Source organism: Faecalicatena contorta, assembly GCF_001404335.1.
Taxonomy (GTDB): Bacteria; Bacillota; Clostridia; order Lachnospirales; family Lachnospiraceae; genus Faecalicatena; species Faecalicatena contortus_B.
Genome location: NZ_CYZU01000027.1, coordinates 41,109 through 56,220, shown reverse-complemented (window position 1 = coordinate 56,220; position 15,112 = coordinate 41,109). Strand labels below are relative to the sequence as shown.

The 15,112-nt window shown below is 48.9% G+C and carries 10 protein-coding genes; 9 read left to right on the top strand and 1 reads right to left on the bottom strand.

All coding sequences use genetic code 11. The features are described from left to right. The first annotated feature begins 75 nt into the window (after positions 1 to 75). Positions 76 to 936: an AraC family transcriptional regulator gene (locus ARB69_RS14310; protein ID WP_050641438.1), complete on the top strand. Its 861-nt coding sequence runs from the start codon at positions 76 to 78 to the stop codon at positions 934 to 936. Positions 937 to 1,718: 782 nt separating this feature from the next. Here ARB69_RS14310 and ARB69_RS14300 read toward each other — a convergent pair. Continuing rightward, positions 1,719 to 3,809, bottom strand: a complete 2,091-nt coding sequence (locus ARB69_RS14300) for an alpha-amylase family protein (RefSeq protein ID WP_050641437.1) — start codon at positions 3,807 to 3,809, stop codon at positions 1,719 to 1,721. Positions 3,810 to 4,210: 401 nt separating this feature from the next. Between ARB69_RS14300 and ARB69_RS14295 the strand changes: the two genes are divergently transcribed. The 8 genes from ARB69_RS14295 to ARB69_RS14260 form a co-directional block, all read left to right on the top strand. Beyond that, a complete protein-coding gene (locus ARB69_RS14295) occupies positions 4,211 to 5,584 on the top strand; it encodes an ABC transporter substrate-binding protein (RefSeq protein WP_050641436.1) in 1,374 nt (457 codons plus the stop codon). Between the two features lie 222 nt (positions 5,585 to 5,806). Beyond that, on the top strand, positions 5,807 to 6,685 hold the full coding sequence (locus ARB69_RS14290) for a carbohydrate ABC transporter permease (RefSeq protein ID WP_050641435.1): 879 nt from the start codon (positions 5,807 to 5,809) through the stop codon (positions 6,683 to 6,685). Continuing rightward, on the top strand, positions 6,686 to 7,528 hold the full coding sequence (locus ARB69_RS14285) for a carbohydrate ABC transporter permease (protein WP_050641434.1): 843 nt from the start codon (positions 6,686 to 6,688) through the stop codon (positions 7,526 to 7,528). Between the two features lie 9 nt (positions 7,529 to 7,537). Further along, on the top strand, positions 7,538 to 8,707 hold the full coding sequence (locus ARB69_RS14280) for a trans-sulfuration enzyme family protein (protein WP_050641433.1): 1,170 nt from the start codon (positions 7,538 to 7,540) through the stop codon (positions 8,705 to 8,707). Positions 8,708 to 8,728: 21 nt separating this feature from the next. After that, positions 8,729 to 9,799 carry a uroporphyrinogen decarboxylase family protein gene (locus ARB69_RS14275; protein WP_050641432.1) on the top strand — a complete coding sequence of 357 codons (1,071 nt, stop codon included), beginning with the start codon at positions 8,729 to 8,731 and terminating at the stop codon, positions 9,797 to 9,799. Further along, positions 9,796 to 12,519 carry a glycosyl hydrolase gene (locus ARB69_RS14270; RefSeq protein WP_242843869.1) on the top strand — a complete coding sequence of 908 codons (2,724 nt, stop codon included), beginning with the start codon at positions 9,796 to 9,798 and terminating at the stop codon, positions 12,517 to 12,519. The genes ARB69_RS14275 and ARB69_RS14270 overlap by 4 nt, the downstream gene beginning before the upstream one ends. A gap of 214 nt (positions 12,520 to 12,733) precedes the next feature. After that, a complete protein-coding gene (gene tdh, locus ARB69_RS14265; RefSeq protein ID WP_055153843.1) occupies positions 12,734 to 13,786 on the top strand; it encodes an L-threonine 3-dehydrogenase in 1,053 nt (350 codons plus the stop codon). Positions 13,787 to 13,929: 143 nt separating this feature from the next. After that, a partial coding sequence (locus ARB69_RS14260; protein ID WP_055153841.1) for a glycine C-acetyltransferase occupies positions 13,930 to 15,112 on the top strand: 1,183 nt, incomplete at its 3' end.

Here is a 15,112-nt window from a genome sequence, read left to right as displayed (position 1 = left end):
AATATCATCTATAACAAAGGAAATGTTTTGGATTGTTGCTTTAAAATATAGGAAAATTGCTATAAAGGAGACGGGATGAAACTACAATATCATTATGCATTGTCGGGAGATTCCTACGATGTGAGGCATACGTCTGGCGCGATTGCAAAGAACCTGAATTTTCATGTGGATTCGCTGGGGCATTACCATGCATATCCGGGATACTACACCGACAGAGAAGGGCTCGATACCTATCTGCTTTTATTTACTTTATCCGGTCAGGGGTATCTGGAATATCAGGAGCGGGAATATTTTCTGACGAAGGATACTGCGGCGCTGATCAGCTGCAGCGAACATCAGTTTTACCGCACAGAGTCTGAGGATTGGGAATTCAAATATATCCATTTTTATGGCAGCTCCGCCGATAAATACTATGAGATGCTGCGAACCCAGGGAGCAGTATTTCTGAATATTTCGGATCCCATCAGGATGAATGAACTCCTGAAAGAACTAAAGAGCTGGGCGGCCAAGAGCGGAGGATCCGCGGACATCAGGACAGCCAGTACCATGGAAAATATTTTTGCAGAACTTCTGGTAGAACAGCTGAATCCCAAACAGGATAAAGCATATATCCTTCACAGAAAAGCGATTATGGAAATAACCGATTATATACAGGAACATTATCAGGAAGACCTGACAGTAGATCTACTGGCAGATAAAGTATCCATGAGCAAGTATTATTTTATAAGAGTCTTCAAGAAAGCAACGGGGATATCCCCCTATGAGTATCTGAAATGCTGCCGTATCAATGAATCCAAGCGGCTGTTAAAAGAAACGGCCTATTCCGTGGGCCAGATCGCAGACATGACGGGATATAAAAATGTAAATATCTATATCCAAAACTTCAAACAATGCGTGGGGACAACACCGCTAAGGTATCGGAAGAAGGCGGTTTAAGGGGGGAGGTCGCCTGTCGGGCGCGGGACTTCTGCCGCGGCCCGGGAAACTTCTGTGTCCCTTTCCGGCTGCGGGACGTTTGCCTAGGCTCTCTAAATAAAAACTACATCCGATTGGGAGGCACCGGCGGCATTCACCCCGCAATTCTGATGAATTGCGCGGCTCAGGCCGCCTTAAATGCTGCTTCGGAAGCAGCATTTAGCCTCCCAATCGGATGTAGTTTTTATTAAGAGAGCCTACGGCGCACTCTATGCATCCGGAAAGGGACACAGAAGTTTCCCGGGCCGCGGCAGAAGTCCCGTTCCCGACAGGCTAGGTGCCTCCTGGGTGGAACGAGCCGGTAGGGGGAGGGGCGCCAGGGATCGTGTTGGGAGAATCTTTTTTCAACCGGGGCTACGCAGCTCCAAAAAAACGAATCCATCCACTGCCCCCGTAAAGAAGCCCCCCGGGCAACGAGTTATCCCTGCCGTCTGGATGCACCAGCGAAATGAAGGGATGGCCGCAATCCTCCCAAGTGCACACATGCCGTTTTGAAGCGCTAAAGCGGACCTTAGAAATTCTTGGAATCCGACAGCCAAAAAAGCAGGGAGATTTTGTGATCACCAAATCACAAAATCATGCGGCCCAGCGCGAGAAATCATCCGATTTCTCGTGATGTGCCGCATGTGCCCTGCTTTTTTGGCTGGCGGCTTCCTAGAATTTCTTAGGTCCGTGTCCGCGCATCAAAACGGCATGTGTGCACTTGGGAGGATTGCGGCCATCCCTTTATTTCGCGTCCCCCCCTACGCACTCACTCCTTTGCCCCCCTTCCCGCATATAATGATCTGCTGAAGGGTGAATTCTGGAAGTTTGACGATTGTTTTTCCATCCTGTTTTTCTGTTTCCAGAATCCGGGTCTCAGGATATACCATTTCGATCTGTCCAACAGGCTGTGTGATCTCAAGGGTTCCTCCGCTTAAGGGATAGGCATCCCCGTGGAAACGCTTGGGAACCATGGAAATCTGGTGGATGATCCAGCTGTCTTTGGTCTCGAAATAAGCGGTCCTTATGACCTCGGGGAGGTCAGTTCGGTTCCGGACTGCGGGGGTGATTTCTTCCATTTCCAGAAGATCCCGGAATAGTTCATGTGGATATTGGAAGCTCTCCAGGGATGCCATGGTGAAAAAGTCAAAGGCCATGTAGTAGGTTCGGCCTTTCTCTATGCTGTTGCAGAGCAGGGCCGGAAGTCCTGCATCTTTTCCCGGCGGCGGGCTCCACCAGTTTACCCAGTGCTCTGCGTCACAGGCAACACAGGGGAGCACGAAAGTTAAAAGTGTCTCTGCTGCTGCAGCCGGTTCTGTTTCTATAAAGTGTTCGCTCACCGGTGGAGTGGTGCAGGACAGCAGGCCCGAAAAACTTCTGGTTTCTGTGTTTTTCAGGTAAGCGGACCAGCGGTTCGCGGTATATTCGGTATTAATAGCAGCATTTCCCGTTCCAAACAGCTCACTGATGGAGGATGCGGGACGCTTCGTGGAATCGGCGTTCCAGAGGCCGCTTTGGCCTGAACTGATGAGAAGGCCGCCGTTTGCCACATACTCTTTTAACAGTGCGGCGGTGTCTTCTTCTATGACGTAAACTTCCGGCAAGAGAAGCACATCGTACTGCGCCAGGAGTGACGGGGTTAATGTCCGCTCCGGCAGAACCATGTAGGGAACCTTGGCATGTTCGCACAACTGCATTGCACCCAGTACGGCATTCTGGTGCGGGTTGTGCCGCTTCATGCGGATAATGGCATCCGGATGAAGCGCGGGCAGGTTCACGGTCATGGACAGATCGCTCTGCAGGATGCCGGCACACTTAACAGGGCTGCGTCCCGTCAGATAGGGCTCCATTTTTTCGATCTCGGTAAATGCTTTTCCCAGGCGGCGGGCTTCCTCAAAATCCAGGGTGCCGTCAATGTGCTGGGAGCCGCTGTACATTCCGACGCGGCAGCCCTGGGCTGCGATCGAAGAAAGGTCACAGATGTATTCGTTAACGGAACTGTAGTTGTAGACCTGGGACGCTTCCCCGGGCACCAGGATCGGATACTGTCCGATGGCAGTGTCCCTCGCGTAGGCGGAGGAAAACCAGTTGTCCTTGAGCAGAGGCTCGGAAAACTGATAGTCCAGCATGTCACGGATTTCCTGCGGATAGTGGCAGGAAAAATTGATCGTAACAGCAAGTCCCGGATCAATGGCCTTAACCCGCTGCTTTAGTTCCTCCAGAAAATCTTTTGCGTTTTGATTTAAAAACTGTACGATATCGGCCTTGTGTGCCAGAATATCTTCGGTGGTTTCAGGAAGCGGATAGTGGTAAACAGAAGCAAATTTACTGCGGCAGGCATCACAATAACAGAGTGAAGCGCCGAAAATATCGAGAAACAGAGCGTCCGGTGTGTAATTTTTAACGATTTCTTCCAGCTGCGCGAGGCAGTATTCTCTGTACCCGGTCTGATAGCAGCAGAGGCTCCATTTGGCGAATTCATCGTCCCGGATCAGCGGAGAGCCGTCCGGCTGCCTTACACGCCATTCTGGAAATCTTCGGGCAGCACCCTCATCATATTCAATACAATAGTAGGCGACAAATTCAATGTCTTTTTCTTTCAAAAGAGTACTGACCTCGCGGATCCAGTCTCCTTTGATCCCTTGATGCTTCTGGGCTCCTTTGATATTACTTGGATAATAAGTTACCCCCCAGTGGTCCTTGCAGTATACCATAAGAGAGTCTATATGTGCAGTCTCAAAAAAATCCTCGTATTCTTTGATATCCAGATGGTTAAGTAAAACATCGGGGGGCTGCGGAGAATGATGGTCAATCAGGTAGCATCGCCTTGTGGCAGTGTATTTTTTACTCATCTTTTATTAAGCAATAGACAGTAAAAACTGTGTATTGCCTGCTCCTTTCTGAAATTTGGAAAATAGCAGTGCTAAAAAACTTAAGAAGTGAGAGCAGATAAGGGGAAGTATATTAAGCTAAGAATATAAAAATTAAACAGGGTTGTCAAGCGCATTTTAGAAGATGAGTAATAAAAAATAACCAAAAATGATGCGGATAAATTAGATAAAAAGTATAAAAATTACAAATTTATTGACAATTAATTGGTGAGATGTTAGTATAATTGCATAAGTGGTCAGACCGGAAATACCTCACACCAGTGACCGGCAGGACCAGGTAAGGGAGAAGTGTTACAAAAAAGGAAAAGAGTTCGGATCATTTGGTATTGTGGTCTGAAAAAACAGAAAAAGGAGAGGAAAGTATGAAAAAGAGATTATTGGCGGCACTCATGGCAGCGGTAATGGTAGGCGGTCTGCTTGCAGGATGCGGTTCATCCGAGAAGAAGGAAAAGACCGACTCAGATACGGCAAAAACAGAATCGGAAGTAACACTGCGTTTCATCGATGTCAGCCCCAGCCCTCAGCGTCAGAAGTATTACGAAGGCGTATTTGAGAAGTTCAAAGAGGAGAAAGGCATTACGGTTAAGTATGAGAGTGTTCCGTGGGATGATGCGGCAGATAAACTGACCGTGCTTGGAACATCCGGACAGCTGCCGGATGTTATTACAACACACCCGCTCTGGCTGGGACAGTTCACCGAGGCTGACTGGGTAATTCCGATTGATGATTATGTAGAGGAAAACGGCGACCAGTTCGTAGAGGCAGTACAGAAGATCAACTGGGCGCAGGAAAAAGAGAGATACGGACATGTATACTCCGTACCGGATGGTTTTATGGTTAAGGGTATCTTCTACAGAAAAGACTGGGTAAAAGAGATTGGATATGAGATCCCAACAGGGGATAAGTGGACATACGATGCATATTTTGATCTGATCAAGGCTCTGACGGACAAAGACCAGAAGCGTTATGGCAACTCTTTCAGAGGCGCCAGGGGCGCATTTGATCCGCTGCTTGCTTACTTACAGTCATTTACGGGCGGTTATGTATACGATGAGGAAGGAAACTTCATACTGAACACACCAGAATGCGTAGAAGCAGTAGAAAAATGGTGTGAGATCTATACAGACGGCTATGTGCCGGAAGATTCTGTTAACTGGGGATTTGTTGAGATGGTCGATAACTTTACCGGCGGCCTGACAGGTACAATTTCCAATGACTCAGAAGTGGCAATGGCTTGTGAAGAGAAGATGGATCCGGAACAGTGGGGCGTACTTCCGATGCCGGTATCAACCGTAGACGGAAAGATGATGAACACAGCAGGAAGCCCATATTCCTACACGATTGCAAAGACCTCTGAATATCCGGATGAGGCGCTGGAACTGATTGATTTCTTGGTTAGACCTGACAATAACATTGAGTACTGCAAGATGGGCGGCCTGATTCCGATCAAAAATGATGTCGGCGACGATGATACATATGGTGAAGACGGACCTTATGCAGTATTCTTAGACGAGCTGAATGACCCGAACTTTACAGTTCCGCCGATGTATGGCCCATTCAACTATACAGACCTGCACCAGGATATGTTCCATACTGAACTGCAGAAGTACCTGCTTGGACAGCAGTCAGCAGAAGATGTGCTGAACCACATCGGAGATGAGCTTACAACCAGAATGAAACAATACCTGGCAGATAATGAAGGATCTACGATTGAATCACCCAAGACGATGCAGTAGGCATTGGAAAGGAAATAATTAATCGTAAAGTGAGATATGAGTAACAGCTCAGGCCTGCCTGAACTGTTACAGATAAGAGTTAAAAGGGGGATTTAATGTGGAAACTTAAAAACATTAATCCCCCTGTTTTAGCTTCATAGTTAAAACCATTTGGGCTGCGCCTCGCAGCGGGAGTATCGGGGCATACATGAAAACGAACCGACAAAGGAGAGTGATACCTGCATGAAAAAGAAAATGGAACCGTGGTTATTTTTACTTCCAGTACTAGTTATTTTGCTTCTGCTGTTTGGCTATCCGCTGATTAACAGTATTATTATGGCGTTTCAAAATTATAAGCTGACTGCGCCGAATGATATCCAGTTTAACGGGCTTGAGAACTTTGCCAAGTTGTTTGGTGATCCGGACAGCATGATGATCCTGAAAAATTCCTTCATATATGTGATTGTATCCGTTCTCGGGCAGTTCCTGCTTGGGATGATGCTGGCGCTGGCGCTGAAAAAACAGTTCCGCGGCAGAGGGATTTACCAGTCCATCGTTTTTCTTCCCTGGGCTTTTTCAGGGTTTGTAGTCGGCCTGATCTTCCGCTGGTCCTTTAATGGGGAATATGGTGTTGTGAATAACCTTCTTATGAAATTCGGCTTGACCGATCATAACATCGCATGGCTGGGCACGCCGGGATTCTCATTGGCGGTTGTCATTATGGCCATGATCTGGATGGGAATTCCGTTCTTTGCCATTATGATACTGGCGGCGCTGCAGTCGATCCCTTCCGATGTATATGAGGCGGCGGATGTAGACGGCTGCGGGACGATACGGCAGTTTTTCCAGATTACGCTCCCATACATAAAGCCGACACTGATTACGACGGTTCTTTTGCGGACGATCTGGATCTTCAATTCCCTGGACCTGGTGGTGATTATCACGGACGGCGGACCCGCAAACACCTCGCAGACGCTTCCGGCGTACATGTATTCAAAGGCGTTTGGATCCTATGACTTTGGATTTGCGGCGGCGCTGGGTGTGATTCTGATGCTGATACTGGGAATCTATGCGATGGTATTCCTCAAGGTTACCAAATATGATAAGGCAGGTGATTTTTAAATGAGCAGAAAAACAAAGAATGCAATTGGCGGAACCATACGTGTATTGATTTTAATTTTCTTCTTCTTACTGGTTGTGCTGCCCATTTACTGGATCGTGGTTACCTCCTTTAAATCCAGCGGCGAAATACTGGACCTGAATAACATCACCTATTTTCCAAAGGCATTTACGTGGAAAAACTATACGGATCTGTTTGAGCAGTTTAACTATGGTGTTCTGCTGAAAAACAGCCTCCTGGTATCTGTGGCTTCCGCACTGGTCGTAACTGTATTTTCCATGTTGGGCGGATATTCACTGGCTCGTTATAAGTTTAAAGGAAAACAGACAGTCATCCTCTTTTTCCTGGTAACACAGATGATCCCCGGGATTCTGGTTATAATCCCGCTGTACATCATTTTCTCAAAGATGGGGCTGATCAATACCCATATTGGATTGTTTATCTTTTACGTGACGGCGAATCTTCCGTTCTGTGTCATTACGATGCGGAGTTTCTTTGAACGGATACCGGTAACCCTGGAGGAAGCCGCCAGAGTAGACGGATGCACAAAGATGCAGTCGCTGTTTAAGATTGTATTTCCAATCATGTTCCCGGGAATTGTGTCCGTATTTGTATTCGGATTCATCGGAGCATGGAACGAGCTGATTGCCGGTTCTATCTTTATCAGCACCCCGGAGATGTGGACGATTCCGGTGGGATTGAAGACGTTGATCGGAAAATACAATGTAGAATGGGGCCTTTTGATGGCCGGCGGTGTTATGGCGCTGCTTCCTACTGCGGTCATGTTTGCGGCCATGCAGAAATTTATTGTGGAAGGTATGACGGCCGGAGCCGTGAAAGAATAGGTGGAATCTATGAGAGAAGACAGATTGGCAGTGACACATCTGGGGGAAGACCAGAGCCAGTATTTAAATGCGGTGGTTCCTCCGGTCTTTATGAATTCTCTGCATATATTTGACAGCCTGGAATCCTATGCGGCTCATGGGGAGAACGAGGCCTATGTTTACGGCAGGGCGGCGAATCCAACGGTGAACATCCTGGAAGAAAAGGTGGCTGCCCTGGAGCAGGGCAGCAGAGGGATTGCATTTTCCAGCGGAATGGCGGCGGCATCGGCGGCAATCCTGGCCGTGTGCCGTGCAGGCAGCCATATTATATGTATGCGGGATGTCTACCAGCCGGTAAAAAATATACTGAACACCTATTTTATCCCGCGCATGGGCATGTCGGTTTCGTACTGGGACGGAACCGATATGGATGTGCTGGAGGGGATGATTCAGGACAATACGGATATGATTCTGCTGGAAAGCCCGGCAACCTTCGTATTTACGGTAACAGATATAGCGAAGACGGCGGAAATCGCCAGGGCACATGGAATCAGAACTTATATTGATAATACATTCTGTACGCCGCTGTTTCAGAAACCGCTGACAATGGGCATTGATATCGTGATGCATACGATGTCAAAATACATTGGCGGGCACAGTGATATTATCGGAGGTATCCTCGTTGTAAAAGATGAGAATTTGGGGAAATATCTGAAGGAAACCGTCAGAGCGCTTTTCGGGGGCATTCTCGGGCCGATGGAGGCGTGGCTGGGGATTCGCGGGCTGCGTACTCTGCAGGTGAGGGTGGAAGAACACCAGAGGACCGCCATGGCTGTGGCTCAGTATCTGGAGAAGCATCCGAAGGTAGAAAAAGTATATTATACGGGACTGGCGTCGCATCCGCAGGCTGAACTGATTCAAAGGCAGCAGACGGGACACACAGGCCTTATGAGTTTTGTACTGAGGGAGGCGCCCGAAAAGGCGGCGGAGACAGTCAACCGTCTGAGGGTATTTGAGATCGGATGTTCCTGGGGCGGGTTTGAGAGTCTGGCGCTGTGCCCTCTGCTGCACTACAGCCAGGAAGAATTGGAATTTTTAAATCTGCATGCACATGACAGCGGTCTGATCCGCATTCATTGCGGGCTGGAAGGCGCAGATGTGCTGATCGAGGATCTGGAGCAGGCGCTGCAGGCGAGGTAACGGTATTTAGAGAGGGAATCTATGACAAATCGAGAGAGAGAACAGGCAACTTTGAATTTCGGCCGGCCCCAGGGGCGCGGATCTGTGGAGGAGACATTCTATCCATGGGATCTGACTGTCGGCAGATTTCACGGGGAGGGCCTTCCCGAAGCAATCTGGAAAGGGCTTATACAGCAGGAAGAGGAAGCCTGTGAAAAGTATTTTAAAGTGAGTTTTGGAGAGCCGGTGCTGGCGTACGAATCTTATCTCGGGTTTGATCCGGTCAGGCGGGCGAAGTTTCTGCTTCCCCATGGCGGTGATTCCGGACTGCGGATTGCGTCCTCAAGCGATTGGGAGGCGGTTCGGGAGACCTCTGAAAAAGAAGTCGCGCGCTGGTTTACCGATGAAAACATAGGCAAGGTATATGGAAGCCTTGCGAAAGGGCATAAAGACGGGGATTATTCTGTGCGCATGAATATAGAGGGCTTTTTCTGGGTACCCCGGGAACTGCTGGGCGTGGAAGAGCATCTGTATGCTTTTTATGACGAACCGGAACTCATTCATGAAATTAACAGTTTTACCCTGGAGATATATGAAACATATCTTCCAAAAGTGCTGTCTGTGATACAGCCCGATCTGATCTATATTCAGGAAGACCTGAGCGGGAAGAACGGCCCGATGATATCGCCGGACTGTTTCAGGGAGTTTGTGGGTAATTATTACAGAAAATTAATTCCTTTGTTGAAAAAACACGGCTGCGGCAATGTGTTTGTGGATACGGACGGGGATTTTATGAAGCTGATTCCTGAATTCATTGACGCAGGTGTAGACGGATTTCTTCCCATGGATGTGAACGCGGGCATGGATATTGCTGCTGTGCGCGGCAGCTTCCCAAACCTGAAGTTCGTGGGCGGTTTTAATAAGCTCTGCATTGCAGAAGGGCCGGAGGCAATAGACAGGGAATTCGAACGGATTCTGCCGGTGATCAGGCAGGGCGGGTATATACCCGGGGCCGACCATCAGGTGGCGCCTTCTACTTCTCTGGATCATTACAGATACTATATCAGCAGGCTGCAGGAAGTTATGAAACAGGCAGGGAGGTTGAATCATTGAATAAAAAGGAGATTAGAGACCAGCTGTGCCATCCCCGCAGCGAGACAAGGGGCAGGACGCGATGGTGGTGGTACGGCTGTGCGGCAGATAAAGAAGAAATTGTACGGGAACTGGATCTGATGCAGGAGGCCCGGATTGGCGGAGTGGAGCTTCAGATACTTTATCCACTGCAGCCGGATGATGAGGAGAAAGGCATACATAATTACGAATATCTGTCGCCGGGATTTATGGATATGATACGGTTTGCGGCGGATGAGGCGGCAAAGCGAGACATGCAGTTTGATCTGACCCTTGGTTCGTCCTGGCCTTTTGGAGGCCCGTTCCTTAAGGAAGAGTTAAGCGGACAGAGCGTTCTGCCGTTTACGATTGATGTAGAAGGGCCTTGCACCTTTTATAAAGATCTGACTACGGTTATCTATGGAAAAGTAGTCGGGGCCGTGCTTGGCAAGATGGAAGGAGCCCGTATGCTTCCGGAAACCATTGTGGATATTACGGAGCGGGTGGTGGATAAGTACCTGTTTAACTGGCCCTGGGGAACAGAGATTGGCGAGATCCAGGTGCCGGAAGGACTGCATAAGATCGTACTGTTTGTTTCCAGTGATAAGAAACAGCGGGTGCTCAAACCCCTGCGCGGAGGTGACGGGCTGATTATTGACCACAACAGAAAAGAGTCTCTGCGGGCATTTTTGGAATACGGCGGAGACCCGATTGTGGAAGCAGTGGGAGAGGGGAAGATCGGGAACTTTTTCTGTGATTCCATCGAAGTATTCGGGCATAACTGGACGGATATTCTCTATGAAGAATTCAAAAAGAGGCGCGGATATGAACTCAGGCCGTATATCTATGCGCTCTGGGGAGAAATCCGCGGGATGACAGAGCAGGTAAGATATGATTTTCAGAAGACCATGGCAGAGCTGACGGTGGAGAATTTCTTCCGGGAACTGACGGATTGGTGCCATGAGAAAGGCGCGCTCTCCAGAATCCAGGCGCATGGAACCTGGGGGGATATCCTGCAGGCATATGGCGCGGCAGATATACCGGAGGGAGAGACCTTCTCGGCCTTTGACAGATATGAAGTCAATACGGTGCACAGAAGGCTGGCTGTTTCCGCAGGCCATGTATATCACAGGCCGGTTATATCCAATGAATCCTTCACATGGCTCCGTTTTCCGCGCTTTGTGGTATCACTTGAGAATATCAAGGCGGCCGCAGACAGCATATTCCTGGATGGAATCAACCAGATTGTCAATCACGGCTATAGCTATAGCCGGGCGGACGGTGATGAGATGCTGGCTTTTTATGCATCTACCAACATCAACCATACCAATACATGGTGGAAATACTATAAAAATATCAGCGTTTATATCAACCGGGTATGTGACTTCATGCAGCGCGGCGAGCCAGTTGTTACGACGGCGGTCTATCTGCCCCAGCATGATATCTGGGCAGAGACCCCCCTTGCGGATACGCATATGTGCATGAAGCTGGATGAGAGACTGGATGCGGCCTGTGTAGATGCGGTCCATAAAGCGGGCTACTGGTTTGACTATGTAAATGACGATGTATTGGAACATTGGGATGCATATCTGTACGACACCCTGCTCCTTATAGAATGTGACAGAATTCCGATCAGTACAATGAGAAGAATCCGGGAATTCGCGGAGCATGGCGGTAAGGTGATTGCAGCAGGCCGGCTTCCGAAGAAATCCTGCGGACGCATTGGGTACGAGGAAAATACAGAAGAGGTCCTGAAGATTGGACATGAACTGCAAAGCTGCGGCAGAGTGGTGGTTACGGAAGATAAATATGGCAGCCTCATCGCGGAACTGCGCAGGGTGAAAGTACCGGATGTCAGGATCGGAATGCACCCTGATATGGTGGGATATGTGCATCGCAGAACAGAGACGGAGGATATTTATTTTATATCTAATATCAATAAAAAAGGTTATGAAGAAACTATTAAATTTACAAATAAGAGGAACGGATTCTGCGTATTTGATCCCATGAGCGGTCAGGAAAAAGCGATACGGTCTGTATCGGAAGAGGTGGACGGAATAGAAGTTAAATTATATCTGGAAGCATTTCAATCCCTGATCTTTGTATTTGGCAGCGGGATGGAACAGCCTCTGACTGAGACGAAGCCTGAGGAGAGCGGACTTCTGGATATTTCCTGCGGATGGACGTTGGAAGTACCGGAGAGATCTGTACAGAGAAGCTATGACCAGCTGGAAAGCTGGGAACAGGAGCCGGAGCTTAAGTATTATTCCGGAAGCGGCAAATATGTGAAAGAGTTCCGGATTGAGGAAGGTCAGTGGGAGAAATTTTCGGGTCAGGACAGGATTCTGCTGCAGCTTGAGCATGTTGGGGAAACAGCCGAAATCTATGTGAATGGTCAACTGGCAGATACCCTGATCAAGCGTCCTTATCAGACGGATATTACCGGATTGTTACAGGCGGGAGAGAACAAAATTGAAATTGTCGCTGCAAACCTATTGATTAACAGGATGATAGATCCGGGGTATCCGGAAAAAGAGCTCGAAAAGATGATCCCCCAGTGGCCATATGCGACCGGCGGGCTGGATCAGTGCAGAAAAGAAAGGCTTTTTAACTGGCGGGAGAGAGAGATGATCAAGGAACCGCTTCCATCCGGGCTTTGGGGGAAGATTAAGATCATGGGCCTGAGACAGAAGCATTATGTATACCCGCAGGGTACTCCGTAATACATGCCCTGCGGGCGGATCCGCAGCAAGCTGCGGAATAAGGTATACCCAAAGGGCACCTCGTAATTCATGCCCTGCGGGCTGGCCTGCAGCATAGCTGCAGAATTAGGTATAGAATACACTGCCGGGAGCTGTGTAAAGTGCAGGAAACTGGATGTTGCTGCATTGAGATTTGAAACACTCTCCGGGGCAGAGGTGAAAAGGAGTGGTTGGTATGGCAGAGCAGAATACAATGTGGGCGCTGGTGAAGGAGAAACCGGAACCGGGGCTTTGGATGAGACGCGTGGAGATTCCGCAGGTCGGTAAGAACGAGGTAAAGATCAAGATCCTGAAAACTTCCATCTGCGGAACGGATGTACATATATACAACTGGAACAAATGGGCGCAGGAGACAATCCCCATCGGCCTGACGGCAGGACATGAGTATGTCGGCGAGATTGTTGAAACCGGTGAAAATGTAGAGGGATTCTATGTCGGAGAAAAGGTATCCGGGGAGGGCCACATTGTCTGCGGCAAATGCAGGAACTGCCTGGCAGGACTTCCCCACCTCTGCAGGAACACGCAGGGAGTTGGAGTAAACCGGAACGGGGCGTTTGCGGAGTATCTTGTAATCCCTGCAACGAATGTGTGGAAGTGTTCTCCTCAGATCAAAGAAGAATTGTATTCCTGCTTTGATCCGCTGGGGAATGCGGTGCATACGGCCCTGTCCTTTAACGAAATCGGCGAAGATGTCCTGATAACAGGGGCGGGCCCCATCGGAATTATGGCGGCTGCGATCAGTAAGCATGTGGGGGCCAGGTATGTGGTGATTACGGATGTGAATGAATACCGTCTTGCGCTTGCCAGGGAAATGGGGGCCACCCGTGCCGTCAATATCGCAAAAGTGAATCTGAAAGACGTGATGTATGAGCTGGGGATGAAGGAAGGCTTCGATGTGGGGCTGGAAATGTCCGGAAATGAAGCCGGCTTTAACGATATGGTAAATAATATGAAAAACGGCGGAAAGATTGCGCTTCTCGGACTTCAGAAATCCAATGCCCGGATCGACTGGAGCAAGGTGATCTTCAACGGTCTGACCATCAAGGGGATTTACGGAAGAGAAATGTGGGAGACATGGTACAAGATGGATACTATGCTTCAGAGCGGGCTGGATATTGAGCGAATTATTACTCATAGGTTCAATATTAAGGACTACGAAGAGGGATTTGCCGTTATGAACAGCGGAAATTCCGGCAAAGTAGTATTGGATTGGACATCCTTGTATTAGAGCGTGTCTGACAATTCATTTGCCCTGCCGGTTGTCCGGTAAGCGGGAATGCTCATTTAATAACAGTTCATTCTTGCATGAACTGTTACGATTATACACGTTTTAGCGGTATAGAATATATTGATATTGGGAGGAAGACTGAAATGAAAAGAGAGGACGCTCTTGCATACTATAAAAAAGAAGTGGATGCTATAAAAGAAGCCGGCCTGTTTAAGGGCGAAAAGCTGATCACATCACCGCAGGGGGCTAAAGTAAAACTGGAGGACGGCCGGGAGCTTCTGAATATGTGTGCAAATAATTATCTTGGACTTGCCAATGACTCCAGGGTCATGGCAGCTGCTGCCAAATCCTATGAGGAAAGGGGATATGGGCTTTCTTCTGTAAGATTTATCTGCGGGACGCAGGATGTGCACAAAGAACTGGAGGCTGCCATCAGCCGCTTTTTCGGAACGGAGGATACAATTTTGTATTCATCTTGTTTTGATGCTAACGGCGGGCTGTTTGAAACAATTCTGACATCGGATGACGCGGTGATCAGTGATGAGCTGAACCACGCCAGTATCATCGACGGCGTGCGTCTGTGCAAGGCAAAACGGTTCCGGTATAAGAACAACGATATGGAAGACCTGCGGGAACAGCTGAAAGCGGCGGATGAAGCGGGGGCAAGAATCAAACTGATTGCCACGGACGGCGTATTTTCTATGGATGGTATCATCGCGGACCTGAAGGGGATCTGCGATCTGGCGGACGAATATCAGGCGCTTGTAATGGTGGATGACAGCCATTCGGCCGGTTTTGTGGGCAGGACAGGGCGCGGGACAGCACAACACTGTGGAACCGAAGGCAGAGTGGATGTGATCACAGGGACCCTTGGAAAGGCTTTGGGCGGAGCATCCGGCGGGTATACCACCGGAAGAAAAGAGATCATAGACCTACTGCGCCAGCGCAGCCGCCCTTATCTTTTTTCGAATACGCTTGCACCGGCTATTGCCAGGGCCAGCCTGGAAGTGTTCCGGATACTGGAGAGCGATACTTCTCTGAGGGATCACCTGGAAGAGACCACGGCCTATTACAGAAAAGAGATGACAGAGGCGGGGTTCGATATTATCGAGAGTACGCATCCGATTGTGCCGGTGATGCTTTATGATGAGAAACTGGCGGGGGAGATGGCTGCTAAGATGATGGAGAAAGGGATTTATGTCGTGGCATTTTCTTATCCGGTTGTGCCTAAGGGGAAGGCGCGGATCAGGACACAGGTTAGTGCGGGACATACGAAAGATGATATTGATTATATTGTGAAGTGCTTTAAGGAAGTGCGGGATGAGG